This is a genomic window from Ramlibacter rhizophilus, assembly GCF_004681965.1.
GTDB classification, from domain to species: Bacteria; Pseudomonadota; Gammaproteobacteria; order Burkholderiales; family Burkholderiaceae_C; genus Ramlibacter; species Ramlibacter rhizophilus.
In genome coordinates, this window is sequence record NZ_SMLL01000005.1 from 331,035 (window position 1) to 348,151 (window position 17,117).

13 protein-coding genes are annotated in these 17,117 nt (G+C 68.4%); all 13 read right to left on the bottom strand.

The features are described 5' to 3' along the window. Positions 1 to 2: 2 nt before the first annotated feature. Entirely contained in the window at positions 3 to 731 is a 729-nt protein-coding gene (gene dnaQ, locus EZ242_RS14445) for a DNA polymerase III subunit epsilon (protein ID WP_135285864.1), read from the bottom strand. Between the two features lie 40 nt (positions 732 to 771). Beyond that, entirely contained in the window at positions 772 to 1,110 is a 339-nt protein-coding gene (fdx, locus tag EZ242_RS14450) for an ISC system 2Fe-2S type ferredoxin (protein ID WP_135285865.1), read from the bottom strand. Next, positions 1,110 to 2,969, bottom strand: coding sequence for a Fe-S protein assembly chaperone HscA (hscA, locus tag EZ242_RS14455; RefSeq protein WP_135285866.1), 1,860 nt, complete (start codon positions 2,967 to 2,969; stop codon positions 1,110 to 1,112). Before hscA ends, fdx begins: the two co-directional genes overlap by 1 nt. A 5-nt stretch (positions 2,970 to 2,974) precedes the next feature. Further along, positions 2,975 to 3,493 carry a Fe-S protein assembly co-chaperone HscB gene (gene hscB / locus EZ242_RS14460; RefSeq protein WP_135285867.1) on the bottom strand — a complete coding sequence of 173 codons (519 nt, stop codon included), beginning with the start codon at positions 3,491 to 3,493 and terminating at the stop codon, positions 2,975 to 2,977. Next, a complete protein-coding gene (gene iscA / locus EZ242_RS14465; protein ID WP_135285868.1) occupies positions 3,490 to 3,813 on the bottom strand; it encodes an iron-sulfur cluster assembly protein IscA in 324 nt (107 codons plus the stop codon). The genes hscB and iscA overlap by 4 nt, the downstream gene beginning before the upstream one ends. 8 nt (positions 3,814 to 3,821) lie before the next feature. Next, entirely contained in the window at positions 3,822 to 4,208 is a 387-nt protein-coding gene (gene iscU, locus EZ242_RS14470) for a Fe-S cluster assembly scaffold IscU (protein ID WP_135285869.1), read from the bottom strand. A gap of 26 nt (positions 4,209 to 4,234) precedes the next feature. Beyond that, positions 4,235 to 5,455 (bottom strand): IscS subfamily cysteine desulfurase, encoded by a 1,221-nt coding sequence (locus tag EZ242_RS14475; protein WP_135285870.1) that lies wholly within the window; start codon positions 5,453 to 5,455, stop codon positions 4,235 to 4,237. Between the two features lie 23 nt (positions 5,456 to 5,478). After that, positions 5,479 to 6,015 (bottom strand): Fe-S cluster assembly transcriptional regulator IscR, encoded by a 537-nt coding sequence (gene iscR, locus EZ242_RS14480; protein WP_135285871.1) that lies wholly within the window; start codon positions 6,013 to 6,015, stop codon positions 5,479 to 5,481. 365 nt (positions 6,016 to 6,380) lie between these two features. Beyond that, on the bottom strand, positions 6,381 to 7,436 hold the full coding sequence (locus tag EZ242_RS14485) for a 2-oxoacid:ferredoxin oxidoreductase subunit beta (protein WP_135285872.1): 1,056 nt from the start codon (positions 7,434 to 7,436) through the stop codon (positions 6,381 to 6,383). Continuing rightward, positions 7,433 to 9,298, bottom strand: coding sequence for a 2-oxoacid:acceptor oxidoreductase subunit alpha (locus tag EZ242_RS14490; RefSeq protein WP_135285873.1), 1,866 nt, complete (start codon positions 9,296 to 9,298; stop codon positions 7,433 to 7,435). Before EZ242_RS14490 ends, EZ242_RS14485 begins: the two co-directional genes overlap by 4 nt. Further along, on the bottom strand, positions 9,295 to 11,127 hold the full coding sequence (locus EZ242_RS14495) for an FAD-dependent oxidoreductase (protein WP_135285874.1): 1,833 nt from the start codon (positions 11,125 to 11,127) through the stop codon (positions 9,295 to 9,297). Before EZ242_RS14495 ends, EZ242_RS14490 begins: the two co-directional genes overlap by 4 nt. Positions 11,128 to 11,858: 731 nt before the next feature. Further along, a complete protein-coding gene (locus EZ242_RS14500; protein WP_135285875.1) occupies positions 11,859 to 12,221 on the bottom strand; it encodes a hypothetical protein in 363 nt (120 codons plus the stop codon). Continuing rightward, entirely contained in the window at positions 12,209 to 17,062 is a 4,854-nt protein-coding gene (locus EZ242_RS14505) for an RHS repeat-associated core domain-containing protein (protein WP_135285876.1), read from the bottom strand. The genes EZ242_RS14500 and EZ242_RS14505 overlap by 13 nt, the downstream gene beginning before the upstream one ends. Between the last annotated feature and the right edge of the window lie 55 nt (positions 17,063 to 17,117).

A 17,117-nucleotide genomic window follows, 5' to 3' on the forward strand; every position in this document is an offset into this window, starting at 1 on the left:
GATTATGCCACAGGCTTGGCGGCCTCCGCCGCGCTGAAGAGCCGCCAGAGCGTCTTGCCGCCGCTGGCCTTGTCCAGTTGCTGCAGCACGGCCTCGTGCGCCTCGTGTTCCTGGTCGCTGGCCAGAAGGACCGGGAGCGTGAACTGGCGCAGGTCCACCTGGGTGGTGATGCCCGCCACGGTGTCGCTCGGGGACAGGTCGATGAGGAGCGCGTCCTGGCCGCGGGTGAGGTTGATGTAGACGTCGGCAAGGAGTTCGGCGTCCAGCAGCGCGCCGTGCAGGGTGCGGCCGGAGTTGTCCACGCCCAGGCGGTCGCACAGGGCGTCCAGGCTGTTGCGCTTGCCGGGGTACATCTCCTTGGCCATGGCCAGGGTGTCGGTGATGCTGCCCACGAAGCTGCGGAAGGCGGGCCGGCCGATCAACTCCAGTTCCTTGTTCAGGAAGCCAACGTCGAAGGCGGCGTTGTGGATGATGATTTCGGCGTCCTGCAGGTAGTCCAGCAGTTCGTCGGCCACCTGCGCGAATTTGGGCTTGTCGCGCAGGAATTCGTTGCTGATGCCGTGGACCTTGAGCGCGTCCTCGTGGCTGTCGCGCCCCGGGTTCAGGTAGAAGTGCTTGTTGTTGCCCGTGAGCTTGCGCGAGACCAGTTCGACGCAGCCGATTTCGATGATGCGGTCGCCAGTCTCGGCGGACAGGCCCGTGGTTTCGGTGTCGAGGACGATCTGGCGCATGGGCGCCAATTCTAGAGCTAGCCCGCTCCTCCCCCGACCCTCAGTGCTTCTCTTTCGCGTGGTTGATGGAGTACTTGGGAATTTCCACCACCAGGTCCTTCTGCGCCACGATGGCCTGGCACGAAAGGCGCGAGTTGGGCTCCAGGCCCCAGGCGCGATCGAGCAGGTCTTCCTCGCATTCGTCCATCGCCTCCAGGGAGTTGAAGCCCTCGCGCACGATGACGTGGCAGGTGGTGCAGGCACAGCTCATGTCGCAGGCGTGCTCGATCTCGATGTGGTTGTCCAGCAGCGCCTCGCAGATGCTGGTGCCCGTGGGCGCCTGGATCTCGGCGCCCTGCGGGCAGTACTCGGGGTGCGGCAGGATCTTGATGACCGGCATCAGAGGGACTCCACGTTGCGGCCGGCCAGGGCCTGCTGGATGCTGTGGTTCATGCGTTCGGCGGCGAAGTTTTCGGTGGCCTGGGCCAGGGCCTGCGTGGCGGCCTCGATGGCGGCGGCCTCCTGCGCCTCGGCGGCGATGTGCGCCAGGTAGCCCATGGCCTCCTCGATGCGCGCGCGCTCCTCGGCGCCGATCAGGTTGCCATCCACGGCGAGGGCGCTGCGCGTGGCCATGAGGAGGCGGTCGGCATCGACGCGCGCCTCGGCCAGTGCGCGGGCGCGCACGTCTTCTTCGGCGGTGGAGAAGCTCTCCTTGAGCATGCGGGCGATCTCGTCGTCGCCCAGGCCATAGGAGGGTTTGACGTCGATGTGCGCCTGCACGCCGCTGGTCTGCTCGCGCGCGCTCACGCTCAGGAGCCCGTCGGCATCGACGGTGAAGGTGACGCGGATGCGCGCCGCGCCCGCCGCCATGGGCGGGATGCCGCGCAGCTCGAAGCGCGCCAGGCTGCGGCAGTCCTGCACCAGGTCGCGCTCGCCCTGCACCACGTGCAGCGCCATGGCCGTCTGGCCGTCGCGGTAGGTGGTGAAGTCCTGGGCCTTGGCCGTGGGAATGGTTTCGTTGCGGTGGACGATGCGCTCCACCAGCCCGCCCATGGTCTCGATGCCCAGGGACAGCGGGATCACGTCCAGCAGCAGGAGGTCACCGGCCGCGTCGTTGCCCGCCAGCTGGTTGGCCTGGATGGCCGCACCCAGCGCCACCACTTCATCCGGGTTGAGGTTGACCAGCGGCTCCTGGCCGAAGAAGTCGCCGACGGCGCGGCGGACCTGCGGCATGCGGGTGGAACCGCCGACGAGCACCACGCCCTTCACGTCGGTCTTGGCCAGGCGCGCATCGCGCAGGGCCTTGCGCACCGCGGCGAGGGTGCGGGCGGTGAGGTCGGCCGTGGCCGCCTCGAACTCGGCGCGCGTGACGGTGAAGCTCACCTCGCGTTCGCCCAGCCGCGCCGTGACGGTGGCCTGATCCGCCTCGGACAGGGCTTCCTTGGCCCTCCGGGCCGCCGTCTTGATGCCGGCCTTGTCGGCGGCGGACGCGGCTTGCAGCCCTGCGCGGGCGAGCATGACCTCGGCGAGCGCGCGGTCGTAGTCGTCGCCACCCAGGGCGGAGTCGCCGCCGGTGGAAATGACCTCGAAGACGCCGCGCGACAGGCGCAGGATGGAGATGTCGAAGGTGCCGCCGCCCAGGTCGTACACGGCATAGACGCCCTCGCTGCCGTTGTCCAGGCCATAGGCGATGGCGGCGGCGGTGGGTTCGTTGATCAGGCGCAGCACGTTGATGCCGGCCAGCTGCGCGGCGTCCTTGGTGGCCTGGCGCTGGGCATCGTCGAAGTAGGCCGGCACGGTGATGACGGCGCCGTACAGCTCGTCGTCGAAGGTGTCCTCGGCGCGGTAACGCAGGGTGGCGAGGATCTCCGCGCTGATCTCCACCGGGCTCTTGCGGCCCGCGCGCGTCTCCACCGACACCATGCCCGGCTGGTCCACGAAGCGGTAGGGCAGCTTGCCGGCATGGGCGATGTCCGCCAGGCCACGGCCCATGAAGCGCTTGACGGAGGCGATGGTGTCGTGCGGGTCGGTCGCCTGCGCATCCGCGGCGTCGTGGCCGATCTGGCGGCCACCGTTCTCGAGGTAGCGGACCACCGACGGAAGGATGACGCGGCCCTGCGCATCGGGCAGGCACTCGGCCACGCCGTGGCGCACCGCGGCCACCAGCGAGTGCGTGGTACCCAGGTCGATGCCGACGGCGACGCGCCGTGCGTGCGGGTCCGGCGCCTGGCCGGGTTCGGAGATCTGCAGGAGAGCCATGCGGGCTATTGTTCCAGTTGGTCCAAGCGCGCTTCGACGTCATGGGCAAAGCGCTCGACGAACATGAGCGCCCTCACCTGCCGTGCCGCGGCCTGGGCGTCGTCCTGTTCGTCCAGCGCGGCTTCGATCGCCTGCAGCGCCTGGGCACGCGCGGCCTGCAGGGTCTCGACCAGCGCGTCCAGCTCCTGTGCGCTGCTGGCCTCTTCCAGGGCCTCGCGCCACTGGAGCTGCTGCACCAGGAACTGCGGCGGCATGGCCGTGTTGCTCTCGGCCTGGATGGGTGCGCCCCGCTGCTCGCACAGGTAGGCGGCGCGGCGCAGCGGGTCCTTCAGGCGCTGGTAGGCCTCGTTGATGCGCACCGACCACTGCATGGCCACGCGCTGCGCGGCGGCGCCCTGTGCGGCGAAGCGGTCAGGGTGGGCTTCCCGCTGCAGTTCCTTCCAGCGCGCGTCGACGGCGGCGCGGTCCTGGCGGAAACGCGCCGGCAGCCCGAACAGGGCGAAGTCGTCGTCCTGAAGGTTCACACGCGGAAGGATTCGCCGCAGCCGCAGCGGTCGCGTTCGTTCGGGTTGTTGAAGCGAAAGCCCTCGTTGAGGCCTTCGCGCACGAAGTCCAGTTCCGTCCCGTCGATGTAGGCAAGGCTCTTGGGGTCGATCAGCAGCTTGACGCCCTGGGTGTCGAACACCACGTCCTCGGGCGCGATGTCGTCCACGTACTCGAGCTTGTAGGCCAAGCCCGAACAGCCCGTGGTCTTGACGCCCAGGCGCACGCCCACGCCCTTGCCGCGCTTGGAAAGATATCGGTTGACGTGCCTGGCGGCAGCATCGGTCAGCGTGACGGCCATGTCGTGAATCAGTGCGCGTGCTTCTTCTTGTAGTCCTCGACCGCCGCCTTGATGGCGTCCTCGGCCAGGATCGAGCAGTGGATCTTCACCGGCGGCAGCGCCAGCTCCTCCGCGATCTGGCTGTTCTTGAGGGCGGCCGCCTGGTCCAGCGTCTTGCCCTTGACCCATTCGGTCACGAGCGAGCTGGAGGCGATGGCCGAGCCGCAGCCATAGGTCTTGAAGCGCGCGTCCTCGATGACGCCGGTGGACGGGTTCACCTTGATCTGCAGCTTCATCACGTCGCCGCAGGCCGGGGCGCCCACCATGCCGGTGCCGACGGTCTCGTCGCCTTTTTCGAAGGACCCGACGTTGCGGGGGTTCTCGTAGTGGTCAACGACCTTTTCCGAATAAGCCATGTTCTGCTCCTGTTGCTTTCACCGGCTCAGTGGGCGGCCCACTGGATGGTGCTGATGTCGATGCCGTCCTGGTACATCTCCCAGAGCGGGCTGAGTTCGCGCAGCTTGCTCACGTTGCGTCGGATGGAGTCGACGGCGTAGTCGATCTCCTGTTCGGTCGTGAAGCGGCCGATGGTCATGCGAAGGCTGCTGTGCGCGAGCTCGTCGCTGCGGCCCAGGGCGCGCAGCACGTAGCTGGGCTCCAGCGAGGCCGAGGTGCAGGCCGAGCCCGACGAGACGGCCAGCCCCTTGATCCCCATGATGAGCGACTCGCCTTCCACGAAGTTGAAGCTCATGTTCAGGTTGTGCGGCACCCGGTGCTCCAGGCTGCCATTGACGAAGACCTGCTCGATGTCGCCGAGGCCGTCCAGCAGGCGCTTCTGCAGCGCGCGAGCATGCGCCAGGTCCTTGGCCATGTCCTCGCGGGCGATGCGGAAGGCCTCGCCCATGCCGACGATCTGGTGCGTGGGGAGCGTTCCGGAGCGCATGCCGCGCTCGTGGCCGCCGCCGTGCATCTGCGCCTCCAGGCGCACGCGGGGCTTGCGCCGCACGTAGAGCGCGCCGATGCCCTTGGGCCCGTAGGTCTTGTGCGAGGCCAGGCTCATGAGGTCCACGGGCAGGGTCTTGAGGTCGATCTCGACCTTGCCGGTGGCCTGCGCCGCATCGACGTGGAAGACGATGCCGCGCTCGCGGCAGATGGCGCCGATGGCGGCGATGTCCTGGATGACGCCGATCTCGTTGTTCACGAACATGACGCTGGCCAGGATGGTGTCCGGGCGCAGGGCGGCCTTGAAGGCCTCCAGGTCCAGCATGCCGTCTTCCTGCACGTCCAGGTAGGTGACCTCGAAGCCCTGGCGCTCCAGCTCGCGCATGGTGTCCAGCACGGCCTTGTGCTCGGTCTTTACAGTCACCAGGTGCTTGCCGCGCGTCTTGTAGAAGTGCGCCGCGCCCTTGATCGCCAGGTTGTCGGATTCGGTGGCGCCGGAGGTCCAGACGATCTCGCGCGGATCGGCGCCGATCAGCTCGGCCACCTCGCCCCGCGCCTTCTCCACCGCCTGCTCCGCTTCCCAGCCCCAGGCGTGGCTGCGCGAGGCCGGGTTGCCGAAGTGCTCACGCAGCCAGGGGATCATGGCGTCGACCACGCGCGGGTCCACCGGCGTGGTGGCACCGTAGTCCATGTAAATCGGGAAATGAGGCGTCGTGTCCATGTGGCTTCTTGTCTGGTGCGGGTTCAGCCCTTGGCCAGGGCGCTGCCCAGGGCGAAAACGGAGTTGGGTGCGTTGACGCGGATCGGCTTGACGACCGGTGCGCTGGAGATCGCGCGCTTGGGCGAAGGCTTGTCCTCGACCTGCACGCCCTTGGCGAGCTGTTCGTCCACGAGCTTTTGCAGCGACACGGAGTCCAGGAACTCGACCATGCGCTGGTTCAGCTGCGACCACAGCTCGTGGGTCATGCAGCGACCGCCGTCGCCGGTGCAGTTTTCCTTGCCGGCGCACTGCGTGGCGTCGATGGGCTCGTCCACGGAGACGATGATGTCGGCCACGGTGATCTCGCTGGCCTTGCGGCCCAGCGTGTAGCCGCCGCCGGGACCGCGGGTGGACTCGACCAGCTCGTGGCGGCGCAGCTTGCCGAACAGCTGCTCCAGGTAGGACAGGGAAATCTGCTGGCGCTGGCTGATGGCCGCCAGCGTGACGGGACCATTGTTCTGGCGCAGCGCCAGGTCGATCATCGCGGTGACCGCAAAGCGGCCTTTGGTTGTGAGACGCATCGCAAGCTCCTTGTGCTTGGCCAAACTTCTGATCACCCCCTGCGACCTTGCCGCCGAGGCCCGTCTCCACCCTTGTCGCGGCACGTGGCCGCCCCTCGTTCGATTGCTCCGGCCGCGGATGGCCAGGCCGTGCTGACGCTTTGTTGACAATTTCCGTCAAGTATACACCAAGACCTAACGGACTTGTCGGGTAAGTAGACTGGCCAGTCGCGAAGTGGTTCCGTCAGGAATCGACCGCAGCACCTCGGCGTTTGGCTGAGGCACCTTCCCCCCCTGGGGGAAGGCCCGGATGGGGGCCGCGCGAGAAGTGGCTTGGTCGGCGCGCGCGGCCCCCACCCTACCCTCCCCCCAGAGGGGGAGGGTCTTTACTTCAGGCCGGCGTTGAGCGCTTCAAGCGCAGCTGTGCCCGGGCACAGCTCGGCGAGTCCGAGTTCGTTGAGCGGCCGGCGGGTGGTGTTCAAGGCGGAGTGCAAATCCTCCGGGTCGGCCTGGACGTACAGCAGCCCGGTGGCGAGTTCGCCGCGCGAATGGCGCTCCTGCAGCAGGTCGAGGGCGGCCCGGCGGTCCGTGGGGTCGTAGCCTGGCGCGACGCTGCGAAGGCGCAGGACGGTGCCATCCCCCTGGGGGACGTCCAGCGCGCCGTCCGCTGCCGGGCGGGGCGCCAGCTCGGCGCCCGGGGCGATGAAGTCGATGCGGCTCACGGCCTCGTTGTGCTCGCGCACGTACTCGTAGCTCTTGGTGCTGCCCTCGTGGTTGTTGAAGGCCACGCAGGGGCTCACCACGTCCACGAAGGCGGCGCCGCCGTGCCGCAGGGCGCCCTTGATGAGGGGCACGAGCTGCGCCTTGTCGCCGGAGAAGCTGCGGGCCACGTAGGTGGCGCCCAGCTGCAGGGCCATGCCGACGAGGTCCACCGGGCTGTCGCTGTTGACCACGCCTTTCTTGCTGCGCGAGCCGGTGTCCGCGGTGGCGGAGAACTGGCCCTTGGTGAGGCCATAGACCCCGTTGTTCTCGACGATGTAGGTCATGCGCACCCCGCGCCGCATGGCATGGGCGAACTGGCCCAGGCCGATGGAGGCGGAGTCGCCGTCGCCCGAGACGCCCAGGTACAGCAGCTCGCGGTTGGCGAGGTTGGCGCCGGTCAGCACGCTGGGCATGCGCCCGTGCACGGTGTTGAAGCCGTGCGAGGCGCCGAGGAAATAGTCGGGCGTCTTGGAGCTGCAGCCGATGCCGGAGAGCTTGGCCACGCGGTGGGGCTCGATGTCCAGCTCCCAGCAGGCCTGGATGATGGCCGCCGAGATGGAATCGTGCCCGCAGCCGGCGCACAGGGTGGAGACCTTGCCCTCGTAGTCGCGCCGCGTGTAGCCCACGCGGTTCCTGCGCAGCTCGGGGTGGTGCAGCGGCGGCTTGGCGATCCAGGTCATGCGGCTTGCTCCGGTTCGGCGTCGGCGGGCGCGTCGGGCACGCGTCGGCCCAGGTGCGGCAAGGTGCAGGCGTGCTGCGCGATGGCGCTGATGATGAAGCGGGCGGTGATGGGCGTGCCGTCGAAGTGCAGCACCTTGATCAGCCGCCTGGGGTCCACCTCCAGCTCGTTGACCAGCAGGCTGCGCATCTGCGCGTCGCGGTTCTGCTCGACCACGAACACGCGCTCGTGCTCGGCGATGAAGCGCGACACGCTGTCCGCGAACGGGTAGGCCCGCAGGCGCAGCGCATCCAGCTGGATGCCCTGCCCCGGCAAGGCCGCCAGCGCCTCGTCCATCGCGGGGCTGGTCGAGCCGAAGTAGATGACGCCCAGGCGCGTCGGCTCGGCCGCGCGGCGCAGCACGGGCTGGGGCACCAGGTCGGCGGCGGTGCGCAGCTTGCGCTGCAGCCGCTCGACGTTGTAGACGTAGTCGGCGCCGCGCTCCGAGTAGCGCGCCTGCGGGTCGCGCGTGGTGCCGCGGGTGAAGAAGCTGCCGCGCGTGGGGTGCGTGCCCGGAAGCGTTCGCCAGGGGATGCCGTCGCCGTCCACGTCCTTGTAGCGGGCGAACTCGGCGCCGGCCTCCAGCTGCTCGGCGCTCATGACCTTGCCGCGGTCGTAGGCGCGGCCCGGCGCCCACTGGAAGGGTTCGCACAGGCGCTGGTTCATGCCGATGTCCAGGTCGCTCATGACGAAGACCGGGGTCTGCAGCCGATCCGCCAGGTCCAGCGCGCAGGCCGCGTGCTCGAAGCACTCGTGCGGGTCCTGCGGCAGCAGCAGCACGTGCCGCGTGTCGCCGTGCGAGGCGTAGGCACAGGCGAGCAGGTCGGCCTGCTGCGTGCGCGTGGGCATGCCCGTGGAAGGACCGCCGCGCTGCACGTCGATGATGGTGACCGGAATTTCCGCGAAGTACGCCAGGCCGATGAATTCCGTCATGAGCGAAATGCCCGGACCCGAGGTGGCGGTGAAGGCGCGCGCGCCGTTCCAGCCGGCGCCCACCACCATGCCGATGGAGGCGATCTCGTCCTCGGCCTGCACGATGGCGTAGCGCTGCTCGCCCGTCGCGGGATCGACGCGGTACTTCGCGCAGTACTTCTGGAAGGCCTCGGCCACCGAGGACGAGGGCGTGATCGGGTACCAGGCCGCCACCGTGGCGCCGCCCCACACGCAACCCAGGGCCGCGGCGCTGTTGCCGTCGATGAAGATGCGCCCGCCCACCGCGTCGGCGCGGCGCACGCGCAGGCCCACCGGCTGCAGGTGCTCGCGCGCGAAGTCGCGGCCCAGGTGCAGGGCGCGCACGTTGGAGGCCAGCAACTTCTCCTTGCCGCGGTACTGCTCGGCCAGGAGTTTCTCGATCACCTCGGCATCGATGTCCAGCAGCACCGACAGCGCGCCCACGTACACGATGTTCTTGAACAGCTGGCGCTGGCGTGGATCGCTGTACACCGCATTGCAGATCTCCGTGAGCGGCATGCCGATCACGTGGACATCGGGCCGGAACTTCGCCGCCGGCAGCGGCCGCGTGCTGTCGTAGAAGAGGTACCCGCCGGGCGAGAGTTCGGCCACGTCCGCGTCCCAGGTCTGCGGGTTCATGGCCACCATCATGTCCACTCCGCCCCGCCGCCCCAGCCAGCCGGCCTCGCTCACGCGCACCTCGTACCAGGTGGGCAGGCCCTGGATGTTGCTGGGGAAGATGTTGCGCGGGCTCACCGGCACGCCCATGCGCAGGATGGCCTTGGCGAACAGCTCGTTGGCGGAGGCGGACCCGGAGCCGTTGACGTTGGCGAACTTGATGACGAAGTCGTTGACGGCCTCGATGCGGTTCATGCCACCGCCTCCCCTGCCCGCGCGGCCTGGCCGCCGCGACAGGCCGGCCCCGCCTTGGTGGTCTCCAGCAGGAACTTCTGCATGTCCCAGGCGCCGGTGGGGCAGCGCTCGGCGCACAGGCCGCAGTGCAGGCAGACGTCTTCGTCCTTGACCATGATGCGGCCGGTCTTGAGCGGCCCGGAGGCATAGAGCGGCTGCGTGGGGTTGCGCGCGGGCGCCTTCAGGCGGCCGCGCAGCTCGGACTCCTCGCCGTCCTGGGTGAAGGTGATGCAGTCCATGGGGCAGATGTCCACGCAGGCGTCGCATTCGATGCAGGCCGAGTCGGTGAAGACCGTCTGAACGTCGCAGTTCAGGCAGCGCTGCGCCTCGCGGAATGCGGTGGCGGCATCGAAGCCCAGCTCCACTTCCACCTTGATGCTGGCCAGCGCGATCTCGGCCTTGGCCCAGGGCACGCGAAAGCGCGCCTCCAGCGAGGTGTCGTTGTCGTAGCTCCACTCGTGGATGCCCATCTTCTGCGACACCAGGTTGGTCTGTGGCGCCGGCCGCTCGGCCACGTCCAGCCCGTGCAGGAAGCGGTCGATGGACACCGCCGCCTCGTGCCCGTGGGCGACCGCCGTGATGATGTTCTTGGGCCCGAAGGCCGCGTCGCCGCCGAAGAAGACTTGCGGCAACGTGGACTGGAAGCTGTCCGCCCCGAGCACCGGCAGGCCGTGCGCGTCGAAGGCGATGCCGGCGTCGCGCTCGATCCAGGGGAAGGCGTTCTCCTGGCCCACGGCCACCAGCACCTCGTCGCATTCGAAGAAGGCCTCCGGCTCGCCCGTGGGCACCAGCGAGCGGCGGCCCCGCTCGTCGTACACGGCCCGCACGATTTCGAAGCGCATGCCCACCAGCCGCCCGCCCTCGTGGACGAAGGCGGTGGGCACGTGGTAGTTGATGATGGGGATGCCCTCGTGCAGCGCGTCTTCCTTTTCCCAGGGCGAGGCCTTCATCTCTTCGAAGCCGCTGCGCACGATGACCTTCACGTCGCCGGCGCCGAGCCGGCGTGCCGAGCGGCAGCAGTCCATGGCGGTGTTGCCGCCGCCCAGGACGATCACGCGCGCGCCGATGCGGCTCACGTGGCCGAATGAGACCGAGGCCAGCCAGTCGATGCCGATGTGGATCTGCCCCGCGGCCTCCTCACGTCCCGGCAGTTGAAGGTCGCGCCCGCGCGGTGCGCCGCTGCCCACGAAGACGGCGTCCCAGCCGCCTTCCAGCAACGCCTTCATCGACTCGATGCGCCGCCCCGCGACGAACTCCACGCCGAGGTCGAGGATGTAGCCGCACTCCTCGTCGATGACGCTTTCGGGCAGGCGAAAGCGCGGGATCTGCGTGCGGATGAAGCCGCCCGGCCGCGCTTCGCCGTCGAACACCGTGACTTCATAACCCAGCGGCGCGAGGTCGCGTGCGACGGTGAGCGATGCCGGCCCCGCGCCCACGCAGGCGATGCGCTTGCCGTTGCGCGGCCCGGGCCGGGGCATGCGGTGCCGCACGTCCTCCTTGAAGTCGGCCGCCACGCGCTTGAGCCGGCAGATGGCGACCGGCTCGGGCTTGTCGGCCTGCGCCTCCTCCACGCGCGAACGCCGGCAGGCGGGCTCGCAGGGCCGATCGCAGGTGCGCCCCAGGATGCCGGGGAACACGTTCGACGCCCAGTTGACCATGTAGGCATCGCCGTAGCGGCCCTGCGCGATCAGGCGGATGTATTCGGGAACGGGGGTGTGGGCGGGGCAGGCGTACTGGCAGTCCACGACCTGGTGGAAGTACCCCGGGTTGGCGATGTCGGTTCTCTTCAAACCTCGTCTCCTTGCCCCCACTTCATTTGCTGCGGTGCAGCGGGCGGCGGAGGCTGGGATCAGTGTACGCCTGCCCGGCGGTACAGGGATCATCGCTTACCGAGCGTGCACGCCACCGCCCATACGCAGCTGGCGCCTGCAGAGACTGAACAGCGCGCCCACTGCACGGCCCGCTTCGCTCACGCGAAGGGCTCTAATCCGGCTGCTTATCGGATTCTTGCAGCGAGGACGTCCCTTCCTCCCATGTGGCAATCAACCCATCCACCAGAACAGCTCCAACCAAAATGGCACCGAAGAATCCAGAAGCTCAATCCGGTCAGCCAAGCCCCCAAGCTTGCGAGTGCTGCACAGACCGCTAGCATTTCTGCAAGCAGCTTAGGCTTGAACGTCTGAGTCGTTTTCATCGAGAACATCCACACTGCGCTGCGCCTATGCCTCCGGCAATACCTAGACCAGCACCATACGCGTTCACGCCAAAAACGCCTTTCCAGCAGAAGTGCGTAGCTGCGCGTCCGTCTTGCCTGCCAAGTTCGGCTGGCGCCAGTTGCACCCAAACCCACCATGGAACGCTGTTTTCGAAGTAGACCTGAACGCGCTTGCCTGTGCCCCCGATGAGGCAAGCAGAGAGCCAGCTTTTACCAAGCCAGCATATGCAATTCGACTACCACCGGCAGCAAGCGCCGTAATCGTAGGCCTCGCTACACCGAATTCCCCTCCACATAGGTGAAGCGTCAAATCACCGCGATGCGCTTTACTGTGCCGTCGCGCGCATGAATGTCTGCTGCTTCGACTCGCCAACTTCCAGAAATTTTCTTCAATCTAACCTTAATCCCGAAGACACCGGTTTCGGTTGCGGCTTCAAAGGAATAGTGTGCGATTCCGCCGCCTGAATCAAAGCCGCTCCAGAACTTGAAGTCAGCTCTGCTGACACGCCCAATCGAATTAGCCACTCGCGCATCCTCTGAAACGAACCGAAGGGCCTCTTCGTAGTCATCACTATTAATGGTGACGAAATAAAGTGTCAGCAGCAGCAGCGGCACGAATATCACCAGTGCCAGCAGGTGCCTGACCTTCGGCTTGCTCAGCGTCCACATGTGCATGCCCCTCTGGCGGTGCCGCCACCGAATAAAGTCATCTGCCCACCACCAGACATACTTGCGTTAAGCCCAGACATCCTGTCTTTCATCCCAGCGCTTGTCGGGATGCCGCGGTAGAGCTCCGAGCCAGTCGCTCTAAAGTTCCGCCCTAGGTTCGCACCGGCGCTTGCACCTACGGGCCCGGCTCTGAATGAAGCTTGGGCGTAGATACCGGCTCCCATTCCCCACGAAGCACCCTGACACTCATCGTATCCAGGCTGCTTGCCAAGCGGGTTGTAGGTGAAGCCGCCGCCGAGGCCCCAGCCGAACTGAAGTGAGGTGAACCCTGAACCGTTAGGATTCTGGCCGAACGTAATTTGCCCCCCTACACCCGGGAAGAAGCCAACAGTCCAACACTCGAGTCCTAATGGATCGACTCGACTTGTTGGATTCCCCTCCACATAGGTGAATCTATTCATACCTCCGGCCATTCCAACCGGATCGCTCGACAAATACCTCCCCTGCTCCGCACTGTAGAACCGAAAGTAGTTCTGGCTCAACCCTGTATCCCCATCCGCATACTGCCCTGGAAACCTCAGGTTCAGCTCCAGCGCCGCCGAGGTGCTACGTAGCGACAGCGGCTGATTTGACGTGTCACCGTCCGCTCGCCCAACCGCCCGCAGCACCCCCGTAGGCGCGTTGTCACCGAAGCCCGAGTACGGCCACTGCCACACCGCCTGCCCCTCCTCATCGGTAACCAGCCGCGGCGTGCCCAGGTGGTCGGTGTGGATGGCGTAGAGCCGAGCGTCGCGGAACAGGCCGACGGGAATCGCAGAGCCATCCTCCAGCGGCAACCACAGGTACTCCGTGCGGCCGCGGCCGGCGGCGCTGCCGTTGTCGTACTCGCCCAGCAGCGCCCAGGCGGGAATTGGGCCTTCGCCGTCGCCGTAGATGTAGGCCGTGCCCAGGTGCACCGGGACAAAGGCTTGCAGCAGCGCACGTAGCCAAGCGATCAGGCCGCCGCCTCGCGGCGCAGCCGCTTGTCGTTGCTCGGGCTCGGGCTCGGAACGAAAGACGCGCTGGCCCAGCGCGTTGTGCAGGTGATGGACCTGCATCTGCCGCCCCGGCGCTCCCCAGCGCACGGTGGCGAGGCGGCCGGCGACGTCGTAGCCGTAGCGGCGCTGGCCGTCGTCCACCAGCGCGCCTTGCGCGTCCAGGGTCCAGGTGACCGCGTCGGTGATGCCGTCGCTGGCGCTGCTGGTGATGCCCACCAGGCGATTGCTGCCCGGCGCGATGGTCAGGCGCTGCTCGCGCGTGCCGCCCTGCCCCTGCAGGTCGGCCTCGGCGCTGCGCTGGTCCACGACGCTGAGGCGGTTGCCGTTCGGGTCGTAGGTGTAGAGAACTTCGGCACCCTCTCGGGCGAAGCGCGTGAGGCGGTTGCGCACGTCGTGGCCGGCCCGCAAGCGCAGCACGGCAGCGATGTGCTGGCGCCGGGGGCCGCGGGCCCAGAGAGTCTGGTCGATGGCCGCGATGCGGCCGGCTGCATCATGGGTGAACTGCGCGAACTCGGTGGCCGTGATGCGCCCGGCCGCATCGAAGCTGCGCTGGGCCCGCGCGCCCGAGCGCCACTGCCAGCCACTGGGCTGGCCCAGGCCGGTGTAGCGGATGTCGGTGATCCAGGGCTGGCGTGGCGCACCGCGCGCCGGCAGCTGCACGTCGATGCCGACGATGCGGCCCGCCTGCCGCTGGTAGAAAACGCGCAGGCCACTGGGATAGCGGATGCGCGCGAGCTCGCCGGCCTCCCAGCCCTGCCCGACGCTGAAGCGGCTGGGCGCGCGGGGGTTGTCGTTGACGGTCTGGGTGCGCTGCGTGATGCGGCCCAGCGCGTCGCGCTGGAAGGAGGTGCTGCCCGACGAATCATCGATGCGGCTCACGCGGCCGCTGGGGTCGTAGCTCCAGTGCTGCTCGGTGCCATCGGCAAAGCGAACCTGCTGCAGGCGCCCCAAGGCTTCGCGTTCGATGTCGGTCACCTGGTCGCGTGCGTTCTCGATGCGGATCACCTCACCACCGGCATCCAGGCCGTAGCGCACCGTGCCGCTGTCGGGACTGGTCTCGGCGGTGATGTCGCCGAAGGCGCTGCGGGTGTAGGTGGTGGCCACGCCGATGGGGTCGGTCACCTGGGCCAGCGCATCCTGCGCATCCCAATGCATGAGGGCGGAGAAGCCGTCGGCGAAGGTGGTGCGAATCGGGCGACCTAGGCTGTCGAGCGTCCAGCGCGTGCTCTGGTTCAGCGGGTCGGTCTCGGCGCTGAGTTGGCCCTTGGCGTCGTAGGTGCGCCGGGTCCAGGCGCCTGTTCCATCCTGGATGCCGGCGACCAGCCCCAGCCGGTCGAAGACCGTGCGCGTGCGCTGCGCGAGTTCGCCGCCTGCCCCCAGCACCTCCTCCTGCATGGCTGCGCCCTGCGCGTCGTAGCCATAGCGGACCACCGCCCCACGGTTGTCCTCGATCCGAACGAGGCGCGCTGCGCTGTCGTAGGTATAGCGCAGCACCTGGCCGCTGGGCAGGGTGAGCGAGGCCAGGGCGCCCGTCGGGTGCCAGGCATAGGCGGTGGTTTCGCCGCCGCGCGTGTGGGTCAGCAGCCGTCCGCGCGGGTCGTAGCGGTAGTCGGTTTGGAGTCCGCCGGGCTCGGTCATTCGCAGCACACGGCCCGCGCCGTCGTAGGTGTAGTCGGTGCGCTGTCCCATCGGATCGATGCGGGCGACCAGCATGCCGGCGTCGTCATAGGCGAAGCGCCAATGTGCGCCGCGCGCGTCGGTGGCCGTGGCCATGAGGCCCTGGGCGTTGTAGGTCCAGGTTTCGCGGCGTTGCTCGCCGGTGGCCAGATCGGTCGCGGTGCGGGCAATGAGGTGCCCGCCCGCGTCGTACTCGTAGGCCGTGCTGCGGCCCGACTCGGTGACCAGCACGGGCAGCCGCCACTGCGCGTGCCACTGCGTCTGCACGGTCTGCGCTTCGGGCAGGCCCGCGGCGCGGGTGACGGCCAGCGGCAGGCGACGCCGCGGGTCCCACTGCGTTGTGGTGTCCACGCCCAGGAAGTCACGCTCCAGCACCGGCAGACCGGCCATGTCGAATTGGCGCTGGGCCGCGGGTTCTCCAGGCAGCGCTTCGCTCGTGCCGGCCCTACGCACCTGTCCGTCGCCACCGGTCCAGGTGAGTTGGCGCCGGGTGCCCTGCGGGTCGGTGAGCCAGGCGTCGAGCCGGTACAGCGCGGGGTCGATGCTGCGGCCCATCACCACGCTGCCCGTGCCAGACACTCCGCCGGAGAACTGCACGCCATAGGTGCCCGCTTCGGTCTGCGTGGCCACGGCCCGGCCCTGCGCGTCGTAGGCGTAGGTAGCGCTGCGCACGCCGGCTTCGTCGACGATGCCGGTGAGCGCCTGCGGCCAGCGCGGGTCCTCGTACAGGTACTGGCGCACGGCCGCATTCGGCCAGCGTGCCCACGCAAGGCGGGCGGCGCCGTCGTAGCCGTAGTCGACGCGGCCTCCGTCCGGGAGATGGACCTGCGTAAGCAGGCCAGCGCTGTAGCCCAGGCTGAGCCGCCGGCCGAAGGCGTTGGTGACGGAGATCAGTTGCCCCGCGGCGTCGTAGGCCAGCTGCGCCGTCCAGCCGTTGCGCTGTCGAATGCGGGTGAGCTGGCCTTCGGCCGTGAAGAAGAATTGCGAGTCGTCGGCGGCACGCTGATAGACCCAGCCGGTGTCCACGGGGAAGAGCGCATCGCGCCGGTTGTCCGGGAGCCAGCCCGCCTGGCCGGCTTCGAAGCGCACCTGCGTGCCCTCGCCCAGCTCCACGATGCGCAGTGACTCACCGTCGGCACGCAGGCGTCCTGCGTAGCGGTGGCTCCAGCCCGCGCCAAGGCCTGCCGGGACATTGCCTTGGCTGCGGTAGTGGCGCCCCCAGGTGAGCGCATGCGGTGCCTGGTCCTCCCAATCCCGCTCGTCCTGCAGCTTCTGTCCACTGGCCGGCTGGATGGGGTTGCCGTAGGAGGCGTCGCAGGTCTGGACGGGGTCGGCCACCAGCGTCTTGGTGTCGGTGTTCTCGCAGTTGGAGCAGGCGGCCGTGAGCCGGACCTGTCCGGCTGCCAGCTGCGGCGGCACCCATGTGAAAGGCAGCTGGCCGGCCGCGTCGGTGCTGCCGCTGAGCACCGTATGGCCGTCCTGGCTGATCGTGACTGCAATCCCTGCAGCAGGCGACTCGCCTTTGGTGACGACGGCCGCCAGCGGCAGGACCGGGCCAGCCGGCAAGGCACGGGTGCGGCTCCGTCCGGTGAGCTGGATGCGCAAAGGCGTGGGCGGTCCGGGCACGCAGGCGGCAGCGTTCGCATCCCACCGCATCCGGGCCGGGCAGGCGCAGCTCGCGTCCGGCGTGATGAGGGCGTTGGCCGGACAGGCGCAGGTCGGGCCCGCGTAGGTGGACGGACCCCAGGTGCGCCAGACCGGTCCCTGCCCGAAGTTGAAGGGCTCCACGTCGCGCCCGCCCATGACCACCTGAGTGCTGGCCCACTGTCCGCCCTCATAGCCGGCGGGGATGGCGGGATTGGCGAGTTCGCAGGTGGTCGAGGTGGAGCCGACCTGCCCGCAGAACACGATGCCTCCACCGGCCACGTGAGCCGCGGCGAACTGCTCGCAATGGGCCTGCACGGCTGCCTGCGCGCCCTGCACCCACCGGGCTGCGATGCACTGCGGCCAGCCGGCGACCGAGCACGAAGGCCGCGGAGCGGGACCGCCGAATCGCGGGTCGGCTGTTTGCGCCGTTGCCGTGAGGCATGCAAGGAGCAGCGCGAGCAGCGCAACGAGTAAACGCATCCCTTCCTCCTTATTAGGAGGTGGATTGTTTACTTTGCTGCTATATCAAGACGGC

Bases quoted from the DNA above. Each gene is read 5' to 3' on its own strand.
- dnaQ (WP_135285864.1), bottom strand. From the start codon at position 731: ATGCGCCAGATCGTCCTCGACACCGAAACCACGGGCCTGTCCGCCGAG.
- fdx (WP_135285865.1), bottom strand. From the start codon at position 1,110: ATGCCGGTCATCAAGATCCTGCCGCACCCCGAGTACTGCCCGCAGGGC.
- hscA (WP_135285866.1), bottom strand. From the start codon at position 2,969: ATGGCTCTCCTGCAGATCTCCGAACCCGGCCAGGCGCCGGACCCGCAC.
- iscA (WP_135285868.1), bottom strand. From the start codon at position 3,813: ATGGCCGTCACGCTGACCGATGCTGCCGCCAGGCACGTCAACCGATAT.
- iscU (WP_135285869.1), bottom strand. From the start codon at position 4,208: ATGGCTTATTCGGAAAAGGTCGTTGACCACTACGAGAACCCCCGCAAC.
- EZ242_RS14475 (WP_135285870.1), bottom strand. From the start codon at position 5,455: ATGGACACGACGCCTCATTTCCCGATTTACATGGACTACGGTGCCACC.
- iscR (WP_135285871.1), bottom strand. From the start codon at position 6,015: ATGCGTCTCACAACCAAAGGCCGCTTTGCGGTCACCGCGATGATCGAC.
- EZ242_RS14485 (WP_135285872.1), bottom strand. From the start codon at position 7,436: ATGACCTGGATCGCCAAGCCGCCGCTGCACCACCCCGAGCTGCGCAGG.
- EZ242_RS14490 (WP_135285873.1), bottom strand. From the start codon at position 9,298: ATGAACCGCATCGAGGCCGTCAACGACTTCGTCATCAAGTTCGCCAAC.
- EZ242_RS14500 (WP_135285875.1), bottom strand. From the start codon at position 12,221: ATGTGGACGCTGAGCAAGCCGAAGGTCAGGCACCTGCTGGCACTGGTG.
- EZ242_RS14505 (WP_135285876.1), bottom strand. From the start codon at position 17,062: ATGCGTTTACTCGTTGCGCTGCTCGCGCTGCTCCTTGCATGCCTCACG.